Origin of the sequence: Arthrobacter sp. AG258 (genome assembly GCF_004364695.1) — a bacterium.
GTDB lineage: Bacteria > Actinomycetota > Actinomycetes > Actinomycetales > Micrococcaceae > Arthrobacter.
The window spans coordinates 72386-96096 of record NZ_SOBI01000001.1 but is presented as its reverse complement, the minus strand read 5'-3'; the positions used below and the strand labels follow the sequence as shown (position 1 = coordinate 96096).

General features: G+C 63.8%; 18 protein-coding genes. 10 read left to right on the top strand and 8 right to left on the bottom strand.

Features of this window, described 5'->3' with window-relative positions; genetic code table 11:
* Window positions 1–127 precede the first annotated feature (127 nt).
* On the bottom strand, window positions 128–793 hold the full coding sequence (locus DFO47_RS00360; protein WP_133830308.1) for an A24 family peptidase: 666 nt from the start codon (window positions 791–793) through the stop codon (window positions 128–130).
* Window positions 794–1086: 293 nt separating this feature from the next.
* On the opposite strand from DFO47_RS00360, the gene rplM reads away from it, so the two are divergent.
* Both rplM and rpsI read left to right on the top strand, forming a co-directional pair.
* Window positions 1087–1530 (top strand): 50S ribosomal protein L13, encoded by a 444-nt coding sequence (gene rplM, locus DFO47_RS00355; RefSeq protein WP_015937805.1) that lies wholly within the window; start codon window positions 1087–1089, stop codon window positions 1528–1530.
* 38 nt (window positions 1531–1568) lie between these two features.
* A complete protein-coding gene (rpsI, locus tag DFO47_RS00350; protein ID WP_018760410.1) occupies window positions 1569–2072 on the top strand; it encodes a 30S ribosomal protein S9 in 504 nt (167 codons plus the stop codon).
* Between the two features lie 131 nt (window positions 2073–2203).
* On the opposite strand, the gene DFO47_RS00345 is transcribed toward rpsI, so the two are convergent.
* The 3 genes from DFO47_RS00345 to DFO47_RS00335 form a co-directional block, all read right to left on the bottom strand.
* Window positions 2204–4129, bottom strand: a complete 1926-nt coding sequence (locus tag DFO47_RS00345) for a glycosyltransferase family 39 protein (protein WP_133830307.1) — start codon at window positions 4127–4129, stop codon at window positions 2204–2206.
* A 152-nt stretch (window positions 4130–4281) separates the two neighbouring features.
* Complete coding sequence (locus DFO47_RS00340) at window positions 4282–5520, bottom strand: bifunctional glycosyltransferase family 2/GtrA family protein (RefSeq protein ID WP_133830306.1); 1239 nt, start codon at window positions 5518–5520, stop codon at window positions 4282–4284.
* A 112-nt stretch (window positions 5521–5632) separates the two neighbouring features.
* A complete protein-coding gene (locus DFO47_RS00335) occupies window positions 5633–6736 on the bottom strand; it encodes an acyltransferase (protein ID WP_133830305.1) in 1104 nt (367 codons plus the stop codon).
* A 146-nt stretch (window positions 6737–6882) separates the two neighbouring features.
* On the opposite strand from DFO47_RS00335, the gene glmM reads away from it, so the two are divergent.
* A complete protein-coding gene (gene glmM / locus DFO47_RS00330) occupies window positions 6883–8244 on the top strand; it encodes a phosphoglucosamine mutase (RefSeq protein ID WP_133830304.1) in 1362 nt (453 codons plus the stop codon).
* Here the strand turns inward: glmM and DFO47_RS00325 are convergent.
* From DFO47_RS00325 to coaA, 4 genes are all read right to left on the bottom strand, one after another.
* Window positions 8234–9403, bottom strand: coding sequence for a hypothetical protein (locus DFO47_RS00325; RefSeq protein ID WP_133830303.1), 1170 nt, complete (start codon window positions 9401–9403; stop codon window positions 8234–8236). The two genes, glmM and DFO47_RS00325, sit on opposite strands and share 11 nt — an antisense overlap.
* Window positions 9404–9512: 109 nt before the next feature.
* Window positions 9513–9917, bottom strand: coding sequence for a large conductance mechanosensitive channel protein MscL (mscL, locus tag DFO47_RS00320; protein ID WP_133830302.1), 405 nt, complete (start codon window positions 9915–9917; stop codon window positions 9513–9515).
* Between the two features lie 93 nt (window positions 9918–10010).
* Window positions 10011–10856: a M15 family metallopeptidase gene (locus tag DFO47_RS00315; protein ID WP_133830301.1), complete on the bottom strand. Its 846-nt coding sequence runs from the start codon at window positions 10854–10856 to the stop codon at window positions 10011–10013.
* 5 nt (window positions 10857–10861) lie between these two features.
* The gene (gene coaA / locus DFO47_RS00310; RefSeq protein WP_196803302.1) at window positions 10862–11857 is read right to left on the bottom strand and encodes a type I pantothenate kinase; all 996 of its coding nucleotides are present in this window, start codon (window positions 11855–11857) and stop codon (window positions 10862–10864) included.
* 105 nt (window positions 11858–11962) lie between these two features.
* Between coaA and glmS the strand changes: the two genes are divergently transcribed.
* The 7 genes from glmS (at window position 11963) to mgrA (ending at window position 23570) form a co-directional block, all read left to right on the top strand.
* The gene (gene glmS, locus DFO47_RS00305) at window positions 11963–13855 is read left to right on the top strand and encodes a glutamine--fructose-6-phosphate transaminase (isomerizing) (protein ID WP_133830300.1); all 1893 of its coding nucleotides are present in this window, start codon (window positions 11963–11965) and stop codon (window positions 13853–13855) included.
* A gap of 156 nt (window positions 13856–14011) precedes the next feature.
* Window positions 14012–14359, top strand: a complete 348-nt coding sequence (locus tag DFO47_RS00300; protein ID WP_018760400.1) for a holo-ACP synthase — start codon at window positions 14012–14014, stop codon at window positions 14357–14359.
* A 15-nt stretch (window positions 14360–14374) separates the two neighbouring features.
* On the top strand, window positions 14375–15970 hold the full coding sequence (locus DFO47_RS00295; RefSeq protein ID WP_133830299.1) for an NAD(P)H-hydrate dehydratase: 1596 nt from the start codon (window positions 14375–14377) through the stop codon (window positions 15968–15970).
* 69 nt (window positions 15971–16039) lie between these two features.
* Window positions 16040–18346, top strand: a complete 2307-nt coding sequence (glgX, locus tag DFO47_RS00290) for a glycogen debranching protein GlgX (RefSeq protein ID WP_018760398.1) — start codon at window positions 16040–16042, stop codon at window positions 18344–18346.
* Window positions 18343–20670: a malto-oligosyltrehalose synthase gene (treY, locus tag DFO47_RS00285; RefSeq protein WP_133830298.1), complete on the top strand. Its 2328-nt coding sequence runs from the start codon at window positions 18343–18345 to the stop codon at window positions 20668–20670. Before glgX ends, treY begins: the two co-directional genes overlap by 4 nt.
* On the top strand, window positions 20667–22433 hold the full coding sequence (treZ, locus tag DFO47_RS00280) for a malto-oligosyltrehalose trehalohydrolase (RefSeq protein ID WP_133830297.1): 1767 nt from the start codon (window positions 20667–20669) through the stop codon (window positions 22431–22433). The genes treY and treZ overlap by 4 nt, the downstream gene beginning before the upstream one ends.
* A gap of 96 nt (window positions 22434–22529) precedes the next feature.
* Window positions 22530–23570, top strand: a complete 1041-nt coding sequence (gene mgrA, locus DFO47_RS00275) for an L-glyceraldehyde 3-phosphate reductase (protein WP_133830296.1) — start codon at window positions 22530–22532, stop codon at window positions 23568–23570.
* Window positions 23571–23711: the final 141 nt, after the last annotated feature.

The window sequence follows — 23711 nt, the reverse complement described above, 5'->3', positions numbered from 1 at the left end:
CGGCGCGCTGAAAGGACGTACTCGAATACTCGGAAAGGTACCTAGGGCGCGATCAGCCTGTTCCATTGACTACTTGGATGGGCGCGCTTCAACCTGAGCGCAAGGTGTCGCTCGGCTGCAGTCCGTGCTACTGGATGAGCAGGGCAGTGAGGGCCAAGGCGCCAAGCATGGCGGGGCCGTGTGGCACTTCCTTGGCCATATTCCGGCGTTTTCCACCGAGGAGCACTGCTGTTGTGATTCCATTCACGATAAAGCCCAGGAGGCCACCGTAGAGCAGCTGGCTCCAACCTAGGTACCCCAGGTAAAGGCCGACGGGCGCGGCCAGCTTCACATCGCCCATTCCGATGCCGCCAGGCGAAATCAACGCCAAAATAAGGTAGGCAGCGAACAAAATGACCGCGCCAACGAGAGCTCTGATGAAATCGTCAGCTTGCTGACCAAATATCAGCGGAGCTGCCAACAGGACAATGCCGGCGACTAAGAGAATAAATACGAGCTGGTTGGGCAATAAATGCAGGGCGATGTCCACCCTTGAAAGTTGAACGCCTAGCACTGCCAGGAGGATTAGGGCCGGCAGGCCCGGTATATTGCCAAAGCGCAGGACGAAGGCGGCGCACGCGGCGCCGGTGACGGCCGCCGTCGTCATCCGAACCCGCGGCGCCGGCAGGGCACCCAGCCGCGGCAGCGTCCGCGCAATCAGGATCTCAGTCGTGGGGGAGAGGAAACATCCCAGCAGGCCTATGACAACGACAAGGAGCCAACCGGCCGACCCTCCGCCCTCTGCTGATACCACTGCGCCCCCTGCATTGGTTGGGTTGGCGCATGACGAGCCAACCTCCGCTACCTCATTTTGACCCTGAACCACCTGACGCGCTAATCTAGGTAGTCGTTGTGCGTGTCCTATTCCGATGGTGCGTGCCCGCTTGAGAATCCGGTTGCAGGATAACTACTCAACGTGCACATTCGGAACTTCAGGATGACTGGTTACATGGAGCCCTCACCTCTGTTCCGGTAGCGCGCAGACAGTAGGTGCGCGAGCTAGCGACACCTAAACAAGAACGCCAGAACAAGAACGAGGCAAACACCGTGCGTACGTACACCCCGAAGCCCGGCGATATCAACCGCCAGTGGCACGTCATTGACGCCACCGACGTTGTCCTTGGTCGTCTTGCAAGCCAGACCGCAATCCTGCTGCGCGGCAAGCACAAGGCCACTTTCGCGTCCCACATGGACATGGGCGACTTCGTCATCATCATCAACGCTGAAAAGGTTGCCCTCACCGGCGCCAAGCTGGAGCAGAAGCGCGCATACCGCCACTCCGGCTACCCGGGCGGCCTGACCTCCGTCAACTACGCGGAACTGCTGGAATCCAACCCGGTCCGCGCCGTTGAGAAGGCCATCAAGGGCATGCTCCCCAAGAACTCCCTCGCTGCACAGCAGCTGGGCAAGCTGAAGGTGTACCGCGGTGCTGAGCACCCGCACGCCGCCCAGCAGCCCAAGACTTTCGAAATCACCCAGGTCGCCCAGTAGTCCTGGCCACCAAACAACTTATCTATACAAGGAGAATCGTGGCTCAGAACGAAGAGACCACCGAGGCCGTCGAGGCCGAGGAAAACCTGACCAGCTACACCTCTGAGAGCTCAGCTTCCGAAGCTGCTCCCAAGAAGGAACGCCCGGCCCTGACCGTTGCCGGCGCAGCTGTTGGCCGCCGCAAGGAAGCCGTTGCACGCGTGCGCGTTGTGCCCGGCTCCGGCAAGTGGACCATCAACGGCCGCGAGCTGGCGAACTACTTCCCGAACAAGCTGCACCAGCAGGACGTCAACGAGCCCTTCAAGATCCTTGATCTCGAAGGCGCCTACGACGTCATCGCCCGTATCCACGGTGGCGGCATCTCCGGCCAGGCAGGCGCCCTGCGTCTCGGCATCGCTCGTTCGCTGAACGAGATCGACGTCGAGAACAACCGCCCGACCCTGAAGAAGGCCGGTTACCTGTCCCGCGACGCCCGTGTCATCGAGCGTAAGAAGGCCGGTCTCAAGAAGGCCCGCAAGGCCCAGCAGTACTCCAAGCGCTAAATCCGCTTGCACAGAAGCCCGTCCCACCTTTTTGGTGGGGCGGGCTTTTTGCGTGCGGTAATTCCCTCAGGGGAATCGTCGGACGCGCCTCTAATAGCCGCTACACGAGTGTCCGCAGTGGCCCCCTGGGCTCACGAAATCGGTTTTGATAAGTCATAGATGCCTTGCCCGCCTACCATCTCAAGCTGAAAGTGGGTTTTTACCCAGTCGGTAATTTCAGCGACGGTGCTTGCCTTTGGCTGGGTTGCCAGAAACTCATCCTGGGGAAGAAAATAGCAAATTTGTCCGCCAGCGACCTTGTCCTTGAAGGCTTGGAGGGTCGGGGACGGGTCGGATCCAGCGAACCCACCGAGCGGCATGATCGGCCGCTTGGCCTCAATTTGCAGCCGTGCAGCTGTCTGCGAGGCTGAAGTGGCAGCCGCCCACAGGCACGTTTCTGAGGCCGCCAGTTTGTCGAGGATGGAAGCGTTCGGGGTTTGGCCAAAGGCAACGTCGTAAGCCCAAGCGGGGTTCCCGTGTTTCATGTCGTCGAGGAAGCGATTGATGCTGGCAGGACTTTTGCTCAGTTGACCAGATACGGGGTTGGAACCGTTCTGGGGGAGCGTTGTACTGAGCGCAGACGTTAGGAGCGGCCCCGCCAGTAATGCTGCAACCGCCATGCTTGCGGCGCACACCTCCAGCCACCGGGTCGGGGGCCTAACCACAGACAGTGCTGCTCCAAGAGTCCCCAGCAGCAAGATCCCGCTGCCTATCCATTCCGGCCAGCCAACAACGCTGCTCAGAATAAGCCAAGAGCACACTGCCGTTGACAGGATGCCGAGCGCCGCCAGGACTCTCACAACCAGCAGCCGTCGGTGCCTGATGTAGAGTGCACTGGCCACGCCTACGGTGAGGGCCAGCGGTGCCGAGAGCGCCTCCGTGTAATAGGTATGAATTTGATTGCCCATGAAACTCAACACGAGGTAGGTTCCCAGGAACCAGGTGATGGCCACAAAGGCGAGGGCCCTTACACCCCGTGCGGGGGGTAACAGCTTCCATCCGAGACATATCAGTAGCGTGCCGACCACGGCCGCAGGCAGGATCCAGCCGATTTCCTGGCCGTAGTTTGCATTCAGGAGCCGCAGAAGCCCTGCGTCCGAATCCACCTGCCTGAATTGTGCAGGTATGAGGTTAGCAACAGGATCTTCCTCGGTCCCAACTATGCGGTCCAAGCCGTTGTAGGCCAAGGTCAGTTCCAACACACTGTTGGAATGTGATCCTCCCACGAAGGGCCGCGCCTCTGCCGGTATCAAGTCCACCGCGGTCATCCAGGCGCCGCCGGTGACCGCCATCACGGAGCCTGAAATGCCGGCATGTTTCAGTTTCCTGGTCCATCCCGCGTTACTCCAGAGCAGATACGCAACACTGACGCTCGGAAGCACCAGGAGTCCTTGAAGCTGCTTGGTCATGAATGCCAACCCAACTGCTGCCCCTAAGAGAATCAGGTATCTCACTCGATCGGATTCGATCGCATGCTGGACCGCATATACCGAGACGAGCATCAGTAGAAGCATGAGGGGGTCGGGGTTGTTGTACCGCGACATAAGAACCACGATCGGAGTCGTAAAGAATATGGTGGCGGCAAGAAGTGCAGGTACTGCTGCGAATTCATGGCGAATGATGAGGTAGATGAGAAGTGTTGATGCAACTCCCATAATTGCTTGAGGTGCCAATATTCCGATGGGAGTGAAGCCGAAGATTTTGGTGGAAATCTCCATGACCCACAAACTAAGTGGCGGCTTATCAACGGTAATGGAATTACCCCAATCGGAAGAGCCAAAAAAGGCGGAGACCAGGTTCTGCGTGCCGGACTGGACTGCGGCGCTGTAGAAATAGTTACCCCATCCGTTGATCCCGAGGTTCCAGAAGTAGAGAGTGGCATTGAGGGCGAGAATGAGCAACAGGATCGGCCGCTCCCACGCTGGATCCTGAGTGCGCCCCTTCAACAGGCCTTGGAGGGACCGTCCGGCTGCTGCTCCGTAGCCAGCACTGAAGGTCGTAGATGGTGACGCCGTCAATGGTCTCCCCCTTAAAATTCGACTGAACCCACCCTGGTGGTAATGGCTGGGTCCCGGCCGAGAGAAATTTCTTTAACTATCATTTGCTGCAGCCGAAATAGGCGATGCGCTTACTCGACAGGAGGCAGGGATGTGGTGCGCCCTGTCGATGCTCAACGAACTGACTGTCCAACGGGCCGGAAGGCGAGAATGGCTGAACGCTCGTCAGCGCGGCGAACCCTGAACACCCAGAGGCGAAGAAGCACGAACCGCAGCAATGTGGCGAAGACGTTGGCGGCGGTGAGGACCAAAAGTTCGGTGCTTGGGGCTGGGTCCAAATTCACCGTATGCAGGACCAGCAGTGCCGAGGACGTGATAGCCCACGCCAGCATGAAGACCACAAGCCCCTGGAATTGTTGGGTAAACAGTTTCGCCGGGCCGCTGATGCCGAAGGTGAACCGCCTGTTCGCGGCAGTGTTGCCAACGGCCGTCAGCAACAGGGCAAGGAAGTTGGCCTGTTGCGCGCCAAAGGGCCCTTGGAGAACCAAATACAACAATGCGAATGCAATGGTTGAAAATACGCCAACGAGCCCGAACCTGACCACTTGGCCGAAAAAGCTGGGACGGCCCGGTGGGGCTATCGGCCCGCGACCGAGCTCGGCATAAATTGCCTGGACGGGAATCGAACCTCTCACCAGGGAACCGGCGACGCGCACCATCCCGCGAAGATCGTCCACCGCTGTTTGCTTAATGTTGACCCGACTATCGGGGTCATCAATCCAGTCGACCGGGATTTCGTGGATCCGCAGCCCCGAGCGCTCTGCGATGATCAGCAACTCAGTATCAAAGAACCAGCCGTTGTCTTCCACATGCGGGAGCAAACGCTTGGCCACATCGGCCCGTATTGCCTTGAATCCGCATTGCGCATCGGAAAACCGGACCTGCATCGTCCGGCGGAGCAGGAAGTTATAAGAGCGGGAGATAAATTCCCGTTTTGGACCGCGACTGACGCGTGAGCTCTGACCCAGCCTCGTGCCGATGGAAATGTCCGAATGCCCTGACAAAAGGGGCGCTACCAGCGGCGGGAGTGCGGCAAGATCTGTGGAAAGGTCCACGTCCAGGTAGGCCAGAACCTTTGCCTCCGAAGCGCTCCAAGCATCGCGAAGCGCGAAACCACGCCCTTTGACCTCGAGGCGGCGATACTCGACATTTGGCAGTTGCTCGCTGAGCCGGGCAGCAATAGCCGGAGTCCTGTCGGTGCTCGCATTGTCGGCAATGGTTATCTTCCATGTCGACGGCATTTCTTGTGAGAGATATTCGGAGAGTCTTGAGATGCTGTGTTCGAGTACGGCTTCCTCATTGAAAACCGGTACTACAATTTCGAGCGCCAAGCCCCCATAGCTAGGTGTCATGCATGGATCGTAGGAGCGCTCGTAGGGCCGGGGCGAGGCCTTTCAGGAAAGACAGGTACTCATCACTGAAATCCAAGTAGTCGTTAGCCCGAGCAGCTTGAAGGCGCGGTCACTACCTGCTCCCGTGAGTGGAGTACTTGTTGAACGACCCGAGACGTGCCGGCCACGACCGGATGTTCCTTTCGAGCGGCCTCTCCACAAACTCGTGAAGCACGCCGGCGGCGGCGACGGATATCACAATCACAGAGGCGGCCAGTCCAGATACTTCCAGGACGGACGCGGACTCAGTCCATGGCCTGATCACACGGAGCACCACCTCGTGAATCAAGTACAGAGCAAATGACCATTGTCCGAGTCTGGTCAAGGCTGGGGACCCTATTATTCCGGTTCTACCTTCGATGTCCTGCTTGGCACATGCTGCTATGACTGACAGAAATCCGGGGACCATGATCAAATTCGCGAGTGTCGCCGGTATCGGTCCTGCATTAGCATTCAGGACAAACGACGCGGCAAAAAGGCCAGCAGTCAGGACTACCTGCAGAGCGAGCGCCGTCAGCAAAGAAAGTCTTGGCCGCCAGCCGGCCTGCATTAGTCGGGCAAGACAAACTCCAAGGACAAATTCTCCAAGTCGAAACAGCGGCATAGGCACCAGCAGATAATCCGCTGCCGGTACGGACGTGATTGACGCCAAGACCCCAAATAGAACAACGCCGCTGATCGGCACAATGAACAAGACCAGGAACTTGGGGCTACTGCGCCTGAGATTCTTGAACAACAGCGGAAACAGCAAGTAGAAGAATGCTTCGCAGGACAGCGACCAAGAGACCCCATTGAAGGCGTTAAGGGATGGACTCGCAGGAATCCAAGCTTGGGTGAGTGTGGCGACAGGCAGAGCACTCAGCACGGATGCGCCGGAGGAGGTGGGCAGTGCCGGGGCCCAGATGGCCAAAAGCATCGTCAATAAATGAAGCGGCCAAATCCTGGCGAATCGGTGGAGGTAGAAGCGACTGGCCTTCACGTCGCCTTTTTGGGACCACGTCAGCACGAAACCTGAAAGCACAAAGAAGAAGCTGACCGCCGTGAACCCATAGCCGAATACGGCAAGGCCGTCGCCGATTGGCGAGAAGTAAATCCTAAGGTGGTAGAGCACCACGGCCAGCGCCGCAAAGAAACGAAGCCCTGTCAGGCTGGGCAACTTCAGTTCAGATGCCGGCATCGTCCTGCCCCCAATTAAGCCGCGTGATGTAGCTTGCTGCGGTGAGCATATCCAAGAAGCCAGTCTTCCAGGCTCAAGATAGCGTCAACCTTCTCCGGCTGCCTCCCGGAATCCGGGCCCCACGCCCCATCCTCTACACTTGACCGGTGTCTAGATTATTTGGAACTGATGGTGTCCGGGGGTTGGCCAACGGCTTGCTGACAGCTGAGCTGGCCCTGCAGCTGGCCCAGGCGGCCGCCGTCGTGCTCGGCCATGACCGCAACTCCAACGGCTCCCGCCCGCGCGCGGTGCTGGCACGTGACCCGCGCGCCAGCGGCGAATTCATCGCCGCCGCAGTGGAGGCCGGACTCTCCAGCTCGGGCATCGACGTCTATGACGCCGGTGTGCTGCCCACCCCGGCGGCGGCCTACCTGGTGGCGGACCTCGATGCGGACTTTGGCGTCATGATTTCCGCGTCCCACAACCCGGCGCCGGACAACGGAATCAAGTTCTTCGCCCGCGGCGGGCAAAAGCTGCCGGACGAGGTCGAAGACGCCATTGAAGCCCAGATGGGCAAGGAAGCTGTCCGGCCCACCGGAGCCGACGTGGGCCGCATCCAGCGCTTCTCCGACGCGGAGGACCGCTACATCGTCCACCTACTGCGTACGCTGCCGCACCGCCTGGACGGCCTCACGGTGGTCCTCGACTGCGCCAACGGCGCCGCCAGCGGATGCTCGCCCCAGCTTTTCAAGGACGCCGGCGCGCGCCTCATCGTCATCGGCGCCGATCCCGACGGACTGAACATCAACGACGGCGTCGGCTCCACCCACTTGGGTCCCCTCAAGGAAGCCGTGATCAAGCACGGGGCAGACCTGGGAATCGCCCACGACGGCGACGCCGACCGCTGCCTGGCCGTTGACCACGAAGGCAACGAAGTGGACGGCGATCAGATCATGGCCATCCTCGCGGTGGCCCTTAAGGAGTCCGGGAAGCTCAAGGACGACGTCCTGGTGGCCACGGTAATGAGCAACCTGGGTCTCAAGCTCGCACTCCGCGATGCCGGAATCACCATCATGGAAACGGCAGTGGGGGACCGCTACGTCCTCGAAGGCATGCGCGACGGCGGCTACAACCTCGGCGGCGAACAGTCCGGCCACGTGATCTTCTCCGACTACGCCACCACCGGTGACGGCCTCCTCACCGGCCTGCAGCTCGCCGCACAGGTGGCCCTCACCGGGAAGCCGCTCAAGGAGTTGGCCACCGTGATGACCAAGCTCCCGCAGGTCCTCATTAACGTCAAGGGTGTGGACCGCAGCAAGGTTGGCAGCAACGACGTGCTGGCCCAAGCGGTGGGGGCAGCGGAAGCGGCGCTCGGCGATACCGGCCGCGTCCTCCTCCGGCCCTCCGGAACGGAACCCGTTGTCCGGGTGATGGTCGAGGCGGCCGACGAGGAAACTGCCCAGTCAATCGCCGAGCACTTGGCGCAAGTTGTCCGGGCAGAACTCGCCCTGGAACTTATTAGTGAATGACTGAGCCCCTAGATGCGTTCTTGCTATGCCTCATAAGAGCCCGGTACAGGAGGATGACGGCTACGGTTTGGACGAGGAAGGCGATCGAAAGAGGCAACGCGTAGCTGTTCTTTGCAAAGTACAAGAAATAGACAAACGCTCCTGTGGTGGCCAGTAGGCAAGGAACCATACGTAGCCGTGACCAGTTCAAGAGAAGCAACGACATAACTTCAGCCGCAAAGAAGTAACGGTCATGCATTTGGGGCAGCAGCAGGGGGCACGCGGCGACCGTCGTGATGCATAAGAGAAGGCGACGCTCCGAAACGTCTTCACCACGCCAGTAGGCGAACACTGCGATCCCGATGGCGACGGCGCAGAGCATGATGCCCCACCATCTTCCTTCAGCGATGCCCAGGTTTGGGAACATAGCAAAAATGTTGGCTGCCCCGGATACCAATCGGTTGTCCTGTGCTTGTCTGACATAGATAGTGAGCGTACTTTCCCAAGACCGCCCAAAGATCACAGGCGGCAGGCTCAGCGCCAACCAAACGAAGGCAGCCATGAACACGCCCCGAATATTGAAGCGCCCACGTAGCGAGATTGCCGCCAGGGCTGGAAGAAAGAACACAGACTGGAGTTTGAACGCGACAGCGACCCCCCAAAAGGACCAGGCACAGTCGTAGTTGTTCCGAAGCAGGCTCCGTGCCGACAACAAAAGGAACGCGGTATAGATGGAATCGCACTGCCCCCACATCGCGCCGTTGACGAGCACCGTGGGCGCCAGTAGCGATATCACCGCTACTGTGCGCGGTGCCAGCCGTGATGGACCGAGCTCCTTTGCCAATGCCGCCACCGCCAAGGCGAGTGAAACATCGCCCGCGATGGACACAATTTTTATCGCGATGAGCGGGTCAATTGGAAGGAAGCTGACCAAGAACAGTAGGAACAAGTACGGGAAGTTGTAATTCGAGAAGTCCCCGCCGAGAGCCCAGACGCCGTGGTCTCGAAACTGTTCCATCCAAGGTAGGAGAAAAGTGGCGGCATCTTCACTTTCATACGGAACTAAGAGAACACGGGCAACCAGCGCCATGACGACGAGCAGGACCGTAACCGCCGGCGGAGTTGTCCGGCGCAGAGTTTTTGGTGGCACTTCCGTTTGCTTGGTTATGGCGTCCCCCATTGCGCCATCATTTGGTGAGGAACGCCGATATGTCAACGCTATTAGGAAACCAACTAAATGTGGCCCGCCTCCCGGAAGGGAAGCGGGCCACTTGCTTTTGAGGAAGGACCTAGACGGCGCGGTCCTTCAGTGCGTCACGGATTTCGGTCAGGAGCGCAACCTGCGGATCCTCCGCAGCCTCCTCCTTGACGTTCTTGTCGATGCCCAGCCGGCGGTTGCGGCGCTCGATCATGTGGTTCATGGGCATGACCACCACAAAGTAGATGGCGCCCGCAATCAGCAGGAAGTTGACGATCGCGGTCAGGAGCACACCGAACTCGATGGCGTTGCCATTCAGTTCAACCCTCGCAAAGCTGTCAAAGTTCGGCGCACCCACCAGGCCGGAAATGAATGGCATGAGCACCTTGTTCACCATCGCCGTCACCACTGCACCGAAGGCAGTACCCATGACAACCGCGACGGCAAGGTCAACGACGTTGCCTTTCATGATGAAATTCTTGAATCCTGTCAGCATGGGAACCACGCTAGCCCACAGCCGCAGGCCTCCGGATGACGCCGAGGTAAATTCCCGCTGCGTGTCAGGCCCGACAAGAGCCTGGTGCGTCCCTCACGGGTAGGCGGGCGCCGCTTCCAGGCCGAAGTATTCCTCCAGGGTGCCGATGCCGCGCTTCGCCATGTCAGTGGCAGCCTCAACCCCCACGAACCGAAGGTGCCAGGGCTCGTAGTAGTAGCCCGTGATGGGGTGAAGCATCCACGGATAGCGCACGACGAAGCCGTACCTGTAGGCGTTCGCTTTCGCCCAGGTGGCCGCCGGCTGGTCTGCGAAACATGGCTCGAAGCTGCAGGCCCCGCCGCCGTCCCCGATGTCGAAGGCCCATCCCGTCTGGTGCTCCGAGTGGCCGGGCCGCGCACTGGCGGTATCGGCGTCGGCCTGTCCCCGCGCGGCGACGTACCCGTTGTAGGTGGTCACCTGGGTGCTGTACGAGCGGTAGCCGCTGGCCAGGACCATCGCCACGCCATCCCGCGCCGCAGCCGCGAACATCGCCTCGGCCGCTGCCGCCGTCGTGCTGTTCAGCAGGGCCGCTTCACCCGAGGCGGAAATGGCGACGGCGGGACGCACCAAATCTGCCGGCGCATAGTCCGCGGGCGCCAGCGGCCGGTGCTTGTTGACGATGACCCATTGGCTTGCGGGGTCGTCCAGCGAGAACTGCCGCGCCAACGTGGTGGACGGCGATGGAGTGGGGGACTGTGCTTCCGGCGACTGGCCCACGGTGGCCACATCCGGCGTCGTGGTGGCGGCGGGGGAGGGCGGCGCGGCAGAAGGAGCAGCGGACGACGCCGGCGCAGCCGGAGGTGCCGCCGGCGTGCAGGCTGCCAGGACCGTCAGCCCTGCCCCCGCCGCGAGGAAGCGGGCAAAGCTGCGGCGCGTGGCCGATCCGCATTCGTAGCACACGTGTGCTAGACCTTCCGCAGGAGCATGCGGCGGATGGAATGGTCGGCCTCTTTGGTCAGCACCAGTTGCGCCCGGCCCCTGGTGGGCAGGACGTTTTCCTCCAGGTTGGGCTCGTTGATCCGCTTCCAGATGTCCCGCGCGGTGTTCTCGGCTTCCTCATCGGAGAGGGTGGCGTAACGGTGGAAGTAGGACTCCGGCTGCGCAAACGCGGTGCTCCGCAGCTTCCGGAACCGGTCCACGTACCACTCCTCGATGTAGGAGGTCTTGGCATCGACATAGATGGAGAAGTCGAAGAAGTCGCTCAGCGCCAGCCCTTGGCGTCCGTCATGCCGCGGCCGGGCCGGGGCCAGCACGTTCAGGCCCTCCACGATCAGCACGTCCGGCCGGCGCACCACCACTTCTTTTTCCGGCACGATGTCGTAGGTGACGTGCGAGTACCAGGGTGCCCGCACTTCCTCGGCCCCGCCTTTGATTTCGCTCACGAAGCGGAGGAGCGCCCGGCGGTCGTAGGACTCGGGGAACCCCTTCCGGTCCAGCAGTTGCCGGCGCTTGAGCTCAGCCAGCGGATACAGGAAACCGTCGGTGGTGATCAGTTCGACGTTGGGGGTACCGGGCCAGCGGCGCAGCATCTCGCGCAGCACGCGGGCGATGGTGGACTTGCCTACCGCCACTGAACCGGCCACCCCGATCACGAACGGCGTGCGCTGGGTCTGCTCACCCAGGAAGGTGGTGGTGGCGGCATGCAGCTGCCCGGCTGCCTCCACATACAGGTGCAGGAGCCGCGAGAGGGGCAGGTAGACGTCGCGGACTTCGTTCATGTCCAAGGGGTCGCCGAGCCCGCGAAGGCGCAGCACATCCTCTTCGTTAAGGGGCTGTTCCATCTGGGCTGCGAGCCGGGACCAGGTATGCCGGTCCAGCTCCACGAACGGCGAGGCACCCTCCCCGTTCGCTTCATTGCGTTGCGAAGTCACGCTAAAGATTCTGCCCCCCGCCCGGCGCATCGCGAAATGACGCCCCTGCTCAGCGCGGCGAGCTGCGTCACTTGGGCCGCGCGGCGGCGCTTACCGGTTTAGAGCAACCGGCACGCTGCCGATAGTCTTGTGCCTATGTGTGGAATCGTGGGTTACGTAGGCCGTTCGACCGACGGTGCAATTGATGGTCACAGCGCGTTGGACGTTGTCCTTGAGGGGCTCCGCCGCCTGGAGTACCGCGGTTATGACTCTGCCGGTGTGGCAGTGGTGTCCGAGGGCGCCATCGAGTCGCGGAAGAAGTCCGGAAAGCTGAGCAACCTGATCGCTGAACTTGAGGCGCGCCCGCTGCCCGAGACGGTGACCGGGATCGGGCACACCCGCTGGGCGACGCACGGCGGCCCCACGGACCGCAACGCGCACCCGCACCTGGCGGATGGCGGCAAGCTGGCCGTGATCCACAACGGCATCATCGAGAACTTCGCTGAGCTCAAGCTCGAGCTGCTGGAAAAGGGCGTCACCTTCCTCTCCGAAACGGACACCGAGGTGGCCGCTGCACTGCTGGCAGATATCCTCCGGAACAAGCTGGGCGGGGACACCGCGAACGGCGGACTGACCCACGCCATGGAGCTGGCCTGCCAGCGCCTCGAAGGCGCCTTCACCTTGCTGGCCGTGCACGCGGACCAGCCCGACGTCGTCGTGGCCGCCCGCCGCAACTCACCGCTGGTGGTGGGCCTGGGCGACGGCGAGAACTTCCTGGGCTCGGACGTGTCCGGGTTCATCGACTACACCCGCCGGGCCGTAGAGCTGGGCCAGGACCACATCGTCACCATCACGGCGGACTCGGTGGACATCACCGACTTTTACGGCAACCCGGCCCAGGGCAAGGAGTACCACGTTGACTGGGACCCGGCCTCGGCGGAAAAGGGCGGCTTCTCCTCCTTCATGGAGAAAGAGATCAACGACCAGCCCGACGCCGTGGCACAGACCCTGCTGGGACGCTCGGACATCAAGGGCAAACTGACGCTGGACGAGGTGCGGATCGATCCGGAGCTGCTCAAGCAGGTCAACAAGATCATTGTCCTGGCCTGCGGCACCGCCGCCTATGCGGGGATGGTGGCCAAGTACGCCATCGAGAACTGGTGCCGGATTCCCACCGAGGTGGAACTGGCACACGAGTTCCGCTACCGCGATCCCATCCTGGACGAGAACACCCTGGTGGTGTCCATCAGCCAGTCCGGCGAGACCATGGACACCCTGATGGCGGTCCGTTACGCCCGCGAACAGGGCGCCAAGACCATCTCCATCTGCAACACCAACGGCTCCACCATCCCGCGTGAATCCGACGCCGTCCTGTACACGCACGCCGGGCCGGAAATCGCCGTCGCCTCCACCAAGGCCTTCCTGGCGCAGATCACCGCCGCCTACCTGCTGGGCCTGTACCTCGCACAGCTGCGCGGCAACATCTTCTCCGGCCAAATCAAGGACGTCCTGGCGGACCTGAACAAGATCCCCGCCAAGATCCAAAAGATCCTGGACAACGCCGGGCCGCTGCGCGAACTGGCCCGCAGCATGGCCAACGAGAAGTCCGTGCTGTTCCTGGGCCGCCACGTGGGTTACCCGGTGGCCCTTGAAGGTGCGCTGAAGCTCAAGGAGATCGCCTACATCCACGCCGAGGGCTTCGCCGCCGGTGAGCTCAAGCACGGCCCCATCGCCCTGATCGACGAAGGCCAGCCGGTGTTCGTCGTGGTTCCGTCCCCGCGCGGACGCGATTCGCTGCACGCCAAGGTGGTCTCCAACATCCAGGAAGTCCGTGCCCGCGGCGCCCGCACCCTGGTCATCGCCGAGGAAGGCGACGAAGCCGTCAAGGCCTACGCCGAGTATGTCTTCTACGTACCGGAGACCCCCACCCTGCTCATGCCGCTGCTGACCACGGTTCCGCTGCAGATCTTCGCGGCGGAGCTGGCCGCAGCCAAGGGATACGACGTGGACCAGCCCCGCAACCTGGCCAAGAGCGTCACTGTCGAGTAGCGGTGACTCCCTAACCGCTGGAAGCCCCGGGCCCACAAGCCCGGGGCTTCCCGCGTTAACCCACGCAATTGCGCTATCGGCGGACAACGGAAAGAACCCGCGCCAACGGTGCTGCACCCGGGCGTGCGGGGGATGGTCCCACCGTAGAATGAGCCCATGATCGTTGGCATTGGGGTAGACGTAGTAGACATTGAGCGGTTCGGCCGCCAGCTGGAGCGCACACCCGGGCTGAGGGACCGCTTGTTCGTCCCCGCGGAGCGGGAACTGAACACCCGGTCCCTGGCTGCCCGGTTCGCGGCCAAGGAAGCCGTGGCCAAGGTCCTCGGCGCGCCCGCCGGAATGAACTGGCAGGACTGCTGGATCGGCCTGGACCAGAACGGGCCCACTGTCCAGGTGAAGGGCACCGTCCTGGCGGTTGCCGAGGCTAAGGGCGTCAAACGCTGGCACCTGTCCATCAGCCACGACGGCGGCATCGCCACCGCAACGGTACTGGCCGAAGGCTGACCCGGCGGCCGCCGCATGCTCACCGCCTATACCGGAACCCAGGTCCGCGCAGCCGAAGAACCCTTCCTCGCCGCCGGGCGCGGAGAGGAACTCATGCTCCGCGCCGCGCACGGCCTGGCCACCGGCGTCGTCCATGAGCTTCGTTCACGCGGTGCCCGCCTGTACGGCGCCAGCGTGGTGGTGCTGGCGGGAACGGGCAACAACGGTGGAGACGGGCTCTACGCTGCTGCCTTCCTCGCCGCCCGGGGAATGCGTACGACGGCGGTACTCACCGGGGATGCCGTCCATTCCGGCGGCCTCGACGCATTCGAGCGCGCCGGCGGCCGGGTGAACCGCCTCACCGAAGAGGCACTTCCGGAGCTGGCGGCGGAAGCCGCGCGCGCCGACGTCGTCATAGATGCCGTGCTGGGAACCGGCGCCAAGGGCGGCCTGCGGGGACTCGCCGCAGCCTTCGTCCAGGCCCTTGCGGGCGCGCGGACAGCCGGCGGCGCCCACGGCCTGGTGGTGGCCTGCGACCTCCCCAGCGGCGTCGACGCGGACAGCGGAGAGGCCGCCGGCGAGGTTCTCGCGGCCGACCTGACGGTGACGTTCGGGGGAGCGAAGTCCGGGCTGCTGGCCGATCCCGGAGCCGACTATGCCGGCCGCGTCCTGGTGGTACCGATCGGGATTGAAGGGCACTTTCCGCAGCCGTCCCTGCGCAGGCTTGAAGCTGCCGAGATGGCCGGCCTGCTGCCGCACCCCGCCCGACGCGCCCACAAGTACTCCCGGGGTGTGCTGGGAGTTGTGGCCGGCTCTGAGGACTATCCCGGTGCCGCCGTCCTCGCCTGCCGTGGCGCGCTGGCCGCCGGCGCGGGCATGGTCCGGTACCTTGGCCCGCCCTCAGTGGCGCACTTGGTCCGCCAATCCTGCCCCGAGGTCGTGTGCAGCACGGGGAGCGTCGCGGAAAACCGCGTGCAGGCCTGGCTGGTGGGCTCCGGCATGGGCCCAAAGGACCATGGCCAACTGGCCCGCGCCGGCGATGCCGTCACGTCCGGCCTGCCGGTCGTGGCTGACGCCGGCGCCTTGCCTGCCCTCCCGGACACGCTGGCGCCGCATGTGGTGCTGACCCCGCATGCCGGGGAGCTTGCCTCACTGTTCCAGCGGCTCGGTGGCGGCGAAGACCGGGAGGCCGTGGAAGCGGGTACCCTCGACGCCGTCCGCCGCGCTGCGGACCGTACCGGTGCCACCGTCCTGCTCAAGGGCGCCACCACGCTGGTGGCTTCGCCATCCGGCCAGACCTTCAGCCAGGCGGACGGCACCCCTTGGCTGGCCACCGCCGGGAGCGGGGACGTCCTGGCCGGTGTCATCGGCGCGCTGCTCGCCCAGGCGGGGTCCGCCGTCGAACCTTTCCGCCAGCTGGGCCTGGACGACGACGACCGCTGGGCAGTCCTGGCCGCACTCGGAGCCGCGCTGCATGGGCGCGCCGGGACGGCCGCGTCGGAGTCCGTGGCGGGCGGACCCATCACGGCGGCCCGCATCGCGGAGGGTATACCTGAAATTTGGGGTAAAGTCAGCATGCTTAGTAAATATGGAGCCTGGAAACGTAATAGTCACAGCCAACCACTACGGTAGGCATTAGTTCGCACCAGCAGCAGGGGCGTTCCGATGCCCTCTGCTGCTGACCACAAAATGAGGAGCACGATGGAAGTCTGGCCTGGAACTGCCTATCCGCTGGGAGCGACCTTTGATGGCACCGGCACCAATTTCGCCCTGTTCAGCGAGCGGGCCGAGCGGGTCGAACTCTGCCTCCTGGCTGATGACCTGACCGAGACCCGGATCGAACTGACCGAGGTGGACGGCTATGTTTGGCACTGCTACCTGCCGCACATCCAGCCCGGCCAGAAGTACGGCTACCGCGTCCATGGTCCGTACGACCCCGCCAGCGGGAACCGTTTCAACCCGAACAAACTGCTGATGGATCCTTACGCCAAGGCCATCCAGGGCCAGATCGACTGGGACCCGGCCCTGTTTTCCTACGAGTTTGGCGACCCGGACTCCCGCAACGACGCCGACTCCGCCCCGCACACCATGCACGGCGTGGTCATCAACCCGTTCTTCGAATGGGACGGCGACCGCCAGCTGCGGATTCCCTACCACCAGTCCGTGATCTACGAAGCCCACGTCAAGGGCCTGACCGAACTCCACCCGGAGATTCCCGAAGAGCAGCGCGGCACCTACGCCGGCGTGGCGCATCCGGCCGTGATTGAGCACCTGAAGAAGCTTGGCGTCACCGCCATTGAGCTCATGCCGGTCCACCAGTTCGTCAATGACGGAACCCTGGTGGAGAAGGGGCTCAACAACTACTGGGGCTACAACACCATCGGGTTCTTCGCCCCGCAGAACACCTACAGCGCCACCGGCGACGTCGGGCACCAGGTCCAGGAGTTCAAGGCCATGGTCCGCGACCTGCACCGGGCCGGCATCGAAGTGATCCTCGACGTCGTCTACAACCACACCGCCGAAGGCAACCACCTTGGCCCCACGCTGTCCTTCAAGGGCATCGACAACCAGGCCTACTACCGCCTGGTGGACAACGACCTCAAGCACTACATGGACTACACCGGCACGGGCAACTCGCTGAACGTACGCCACCCGCACTCCCTTCAGCTGCTGATGGACTCCCTTCGCTACTGGGTCACCGAGATGCACGTGGACGGCTTCCGGTTCGACCTCGCCTCCACCCTGGCCCGCGAGTTCTACGACGTGGACAAGCTCTCAACGTTCTTCGAACTCATCCAGCAGGATCCGATCGTTTCCCAGGTCAAGCTCATCGCCGAGCCGTGGGACGTTGGCCCCGGCGGCTACCAGGTGGGCAACTTCCCGCCGCAGTGGACGGAGTGGAACGGTAAGTACCGCGACACCGTCCGCGACTTCTGGCGCGGCGAACCGGCCACCCTGGGCGAATTCGCATCCCGCCTGACCGGTTCCGCAGACCTCTACGAAAGCTCCGCCCGCCGCCCGGTGGCGTCGATCAACTTCGTCACCGCCCACGACGGCTTCACCATGCGCGACCTCGTTTCCTACAACGAGAAGCACAACGAGGCCAACGGCGAAGGCAACAACGACGGCGAATCGCACAACAGGTCCTGGAACTGCGGCGTTGAAGGCGACACTGACGACGACAAGGTCCTGACCCTGCGGGCCCGGCAGCAGCGGAACTTCATCGCCACCCTGATGCTCTCGCAGGGCGTGCCCATGCTGCTGCACGGCGACGAACTGGGCCGCACGCAGCAGGGCAACAACAACACCTACTGCCAGGACTCCGAGCTCAGCTGGATCCACTGGGAAGCCATGGACCAGCCGCTGGTGGAATTCACCGCGTTCGTCAACAAGCTCCGGCACGACCACCCCACGTTCCGGCGCAGCCGCTTCTTCGACGGCCGCCCGGTAGTCCGTGGTGAGGGCGAAAAGCTCCCGGACATCGTCTGGTTGAAGACCGACGGCACCGAGATGCGGCCCGAAGACTGGGGAAGCGGCTTCGGCCGGACCATCGGCGTGTTCTACAACGGCGACGGCATCCAGGAGCAGGATTCACGCGGCCGCCGCATCACCGACGACAGCTTCATCATGGCGTTCAACGCCCACGACGACGTCGTGGACTTCTGCCTGCCCTCGGACGAATACTCCCAGTACTGGGAAGTCCTGATCGATACGGCAGCGCAGGCCGAAGCCTACGAACCGCTCAAAGCCGGCGCAACCCTGGCGCTGGATGCCAAGTCGATGGTGGTACTGCGCGCCTACTCAGGCCCCGAGACTGAAGTGGATACCTCGGCAGCCGCGTCCCTGGCCTCCATGGCAGAACACGAAGAGGCCCAGGGGGAGATGGTGGAGGCCCAGACCAAGGCAGCGGAGGCGAGCGAGGCGCGGGCAACCGAAGCCACCGAAGCCGCCGACGCAGCTGACGAAAAGGCAACCGAAACGGGTGCCACAAAGGCAACCGACAAATGAGGACGCCGACTTCCACCTACCGGCTCCAAATCCGGAGCAGCTTCACCCTCTTCGACGCCGCAGAGAAGGTCCCGTACCTGAAGGACCTCGGCGTGGACTGGGTGTACCTGTCTCCCATCCTTACGGCGGAGGAGGGCTCGGACCACGGTTACGACGTAACCGACCCCTCTGCCGTCGATCTTGAACGCGGCGGCCCCGAAGGCCTCCTGGCCCTCTCCAAGGCGGCCCGCGAGCACGGCATGGGCGTCCTGGTGGACATTGTGCCGAACCACGTGGGCGTGGCCTCACCGCCACAGAACCCGTGGTGGTGGTCGCTGCTGAAGGAGGGCCGCGAGTCCCCTTACGCCGAAGCCTTCGACGTCGACTGGGAACTGGGCGGCGGAAAAGTCCGGCTTCCCATGCTGGGATCGGACGCCGACTTGGACAAACTTGAGGTCAAAGACGGCGAACTCCGCTACTACGACCACCGGTTTCCGCTGGCCGAGGGCACGTACACCGAAGGGGACTCCCCGCAGGACGTCCACGCCCGCCAGCACTACCAACTGATGGACTGGCGCCGTGCCGATGCCGAGCTGAACTATCGGCGCTTCTTCGCGGTGACCACCCTCGCCGGGATCCGGGTCGAGGTACCTTCCGTCTTCGAACAGGCGCATGCGGAGGTAGGCCGCTGGTTCACCGAGGGCCTGGTGGACGGGCTCCGTGTGGACCATCCGGACGGCCTCGCGGATCCCGCCGGCTACCTCCGGTGGCTCAAGGACCTCAGCGGCGGCGCCTACGTCCTGGTGGAAAAGATCCTGGAACCGGGTGAAGTCCTGCCCCAGGAGTTCGCCTGCGAGGGCACCACCGGTTATGACGCGCTGGCCGACGTGGACAGGGTCTTCGTGGACCCGGCAGGCCAACAGGCCCTCGACGCCCTGGATTCCGGTCTGCGTGGTACCGCGGAACCGGCGGACTATGCAGCCATGATCCGCGGTACCAAGCGCATGATTGCCGATGGCATCCTGCGTTCGGAGGTGCTGCGGCTGGCCCGGCTGGTTCCCGGGTCGTACGGGCTCAGCGTGGACCAGGCAGCCGACGCCATCGCCGAGATCATCGCATCCTTCCCGGTGTACCGGTCCTACCTGCCGGTAGGCGCCGACGTCCTCAAGGAAGCCTGCGAATCCGCCGCAGCGCACCGGCCGGACCTGGACGTCGCGGTGGGCACCCTCCTCCCGCTGCTCCTGGACCCGGCCAACCCCATCGCCATCCGGTTCCAGCAGACCTCCGGCATGGTTATGGCCAAGGGCGTGGAGGATACCGCGTTCTATCGCTACACCCGGCTGGGCACCCTGACCGAGGTGGGCGCCGAACCCACCGAATTCGCCGTGGCCCCGGAGGAATTCCACCGGCGGATGCAGCGGCGCCAGCAGGACCTGCCGCTGTCCATGACCACCCTGTCCACCCACGACACCAAGCGCAGCGAGGACGCCAGGGCCCGGATCTCGGTCATCGCCGAACTGCCGCGGGAGTGGGCGGAAACGCTGGACACGCTGCGTGGCCTGGCGCCGATCCCCGACGGCCCGTACGAGAACCTGCTGTGGCAGGCAATCATCGGCGCCTGGCCCGCCAGCCGTGAGCGGTTGCAGGGGTATGCGGAAAAGGCCGCCCGGGAGGCGGGCAACTCCACCACGTGGACCGATCCCAACGAGGACTTCGAGTCCAAGGTGAAGGCCACCGTGGATGCGGTGTTCGACGACGCGAAGGTTGCCAAGGTGGTCGCGGACTTCGTGGCCCGCATCGACGCCTTTTCCGCAGCCAATTCGGTGTCGGCAAAGCTGGTCCAGCTGACCATGCCGGGTGTGCCGGATGTATACCAGGGCAGCGAGTTCTGGGAACGGTCACTCACGGACCCGGACAACCGCCGGCCGGTGGACTTTGCTGTCCGGCAGGCGGAGCTGGCAAAGCTCGACGCCGGGCAGTTGCCGGCCGCGGGCACGGAAGCCAGCAAGCTTCTGGTCACCTCGCGGGCGTTGCGCCTGCGGCGGGACCGGCCCGAGCTGTTCCAGGGCTACGCTCCCGTGGCCGCCACCGGGGCCGCAGCAGATCACCTGCTCGCGTTCTCCCGCGGAACCGAGGCCTCCTCCGGTGTGCTGGCACTTGCTACCCGGCTCCCGGCCGGACTGGAAGCCGGCGGCGGCTGGCGGGACACCGCCGTCGACCTTTCCACCGCCATGCGCGACGAACTGACGGGAGCCGGCTACGGACCGGGCCCGGTTGCCGTGGCCGAGCTGCTGGGCACCTACCCGGTGGCCCTGCTGGTCCCCGTGGATGGAGGGAACGAATGACGCTCGTCAACGCTGGCCCCGGGCGGTTCGATGTGTGGGCGCCGGACGCTTCATCGGTGGTCCTGCAGGCCGATGGCCGTGCATACCCCATGCAGAAAATGGACACGGCTCCCGGATCCGAGGGATGGTGGACCGCACCTGACGCCCCGGCCGGCGGCGAGGTGGACTACGGCTACCTGCTGGACGGGGACTCCACTCCTGTCCCGGATCCAAGGTCGCGCCGCCTGCCCGCCGGTGTGCACAAGCTGTCCCGCACCTACGATCCTGCCTCCTTCGCGTGGCAGGACACGGGGTGGCGCGGCAAGGATCTGCAGGGTTCCGTGATCTACGAACTCCACGTGGGCACCTTTACTCCCGAAGGAACCCTGGATGCCGCGGTGGACAAGCTGGGCTACCTGGTGGACCTGGGCATCGACTTCGTGGAGCTGTTGCCGGTCAACGGGTTCAACGGAACGCACAACTGGGGCTACGACGGCGTCCAGTGGTACGCGGTGCACGAGGGCTACGGCGGGCCGGCCGCGTACCAGCGGTTCGTGGATGCCGCCCATGCCGCCGGGCTCGGCGTCATCCAGGACGTGGTGTACAACCACCTGGGACCCAGCGGCAACTACCTGCCCAAGTTCGGCCCGTACCTGAAGCAGGGCGATGCCAACACGTGGGGCGACTCGGTGAACCTGGACGGGCCAGGTTCGGATGTGGTGCGCGAATACATCCTGGACAACGCGGCCCTCTGGCTGCGCGACTACCACGTGGACGGACTCCGCCTCGATGCCGTGCACGCGCTGCGGGATGAGCGCGCAGTCCACATCCTTGAGGAATTGGGCGCTTTGGGCGACGCTGTCTCGGCTGAAACCGGGCTGCCCAAGACCCTCATTGCCGAATCGGACCTGAACAATCCGCGCCTGATCTACCCCCGGGACGCCAACGGGTACGGCCTGGCCGGCCAGTGGAGCGACGACTTCCACCACGCGGTACACGTCAATGTCAGTGGCGAGACCACCGGCTACTACTCCGACTTCGAGTCCTTGGCCGTGCTGGCCAAGGTGCTGAAGGACGGGTTCCTGCACGACGGCAGCTACTCCAGCTTCCGAGGCCGGCACCACGGGCGGCCTATCAACGGTGCCCTGGTGCACCCGGAGGCACTGGTGGTCTGCAACCAGAACCACGACCAGATCGGCAACCGGGCCACGGGGGACAGGCTCTCGCAGTCCCTGTCGTACGGACAACTGGCCGTGGCCGCGGTGCTCACCCTGACCTCGCCGTTCACGCCCATGCTGTTCATGGGCGAGGAATACGGTGCCACCACGCCGTGGCAGTTCTTCACCTCCCACCCGGAACCCGAGCTTGGGAAAGCCACCGCGGAAGGGCGCATCAGGGAGTTCGAGCGCATGGGGTGGGATCCCGCCGTCGTGCCCGATCCGCAGGACCCGGAAACCTTCCGCCGGTCCACGCTGGACTGGGCCGAGGCCACCACGGGCGAGCACGCCCGGTTGCTGGAGCTGTACCGGTCGCTGACGGCGCTGCGCCGCTCCCATCCGGAGCTGGCAGGCCTTGGCTTTGACGGCACGCAGGTGGAGTTCGACGACGACGCCGGCTGGCTGCGGTTCCGCCGCGGTTCCGTTGAGGTGCTGGTGAATTTCACCGACGCGAAGGTACGCCTCGACGCTTCGGGGAACGTCCTGCTGGCCACGGATGACGGGACCGGCCTGGACGGCGGCTACCTGGCCTTGGCTCCGTGGAGCGCGGCCATCCTCGCGTCCTAGGAACGAGAAGTTACGCCGCGGGCATCCGCGGCGTAACTTTTCTGCTGAGCGCTAACACATGATGTGCAGCGCGTCACAACTGGCAGGATGGAACCCATGACTTATTCAGCAGCGGACGACCGCTACGACTCCATGCCCTACCGCCGTGTCGGCCGCAGCGGACTCAAACTCCCTGCCATCTCCCTGGGCCTCTGGCACAATTTCGGCGACGACAAGCGCTTTGAAGAGCAACGGGACATCCTGCGCCGGGCCTTCGACCTCGGCGTGAACCACTTCGACCTCGCCAACAACTACGGGCCCCCTGACGGCTCCGCCGAAACCAACTTCGGCCGCCACCTCAAGGACGACTTCAAGCCCTACCGGGACGAACTGGTGATCTCCACCAAGGCCGGCTATTACATGTGGCCCGGCCCGTACGGCGAGTGGGGATCCCGCAAGTACCTGATCTCCAGCCTCGACCAGTCGCTGCAACGCATGGGCCTTGATTACGTGGACATCTTTTACAGCCACCGGCCCGATCCCGAGACGCCGCTGGAAGAGACCATGGGCGCCCTGGACTACGCGGTCCGGTCCGGCAAGGCACTCTATGCCGGCATCTCCTCCTACACTCCTGAGCAGACGCTTGAGGCAGCCCGGATCCTGAAAGAGATGGGAACGCCGCTGCTCATCCACCAGCCCAGCTACTCCATGCTGAACCGCTGGACCGAGGACGGATCGCCCAACCTGTACGAGGCGCTGGACCAGGTGGGCGCCGGGTCCATCGCATTCTCGCCCCTCGCCCAGGGGATGCTCACCGACCGCTACCTCCATGGCATCCCGGAAGATTCCCGTGCCGCCAAGGCCCGGTTCCTTTCCGAGGACTCCATCACTGAAGAGAAGCTGGACCGGGTCCGCGGGCTGCGGCGCATTGCCGAGGGCCGCGGGCAGTCACTGGCCCAAATGGCCATCGCCTGGATCCTGCGCGACCAGCCGAAGGGCTCACCGGTCACCTCTGCCCTGGTGGGCGCCTCCAGCGTCAGCCAACTCGAGGACACACTCTCCGCCATCAACAAGCTCGAGTTTTCCGCCGACGAACTCACCGCCATCGACGAGTTCGCCGTGGAGTCCGATATCAACCTCTGGAAGCAGGAGTCGTAACGTCCGCTTCAACGGACAGCGCTGACGAAGCTTTCTTACGCAGCGGGACCCGGCGCAGCAGCGCCGGGTCCCGCTGCGTTGGGTAGTATGAAAAGGCGCCGTGCGGCGCCGTGCCAGCCGGCCGCCGTCGGACTTCCTGCG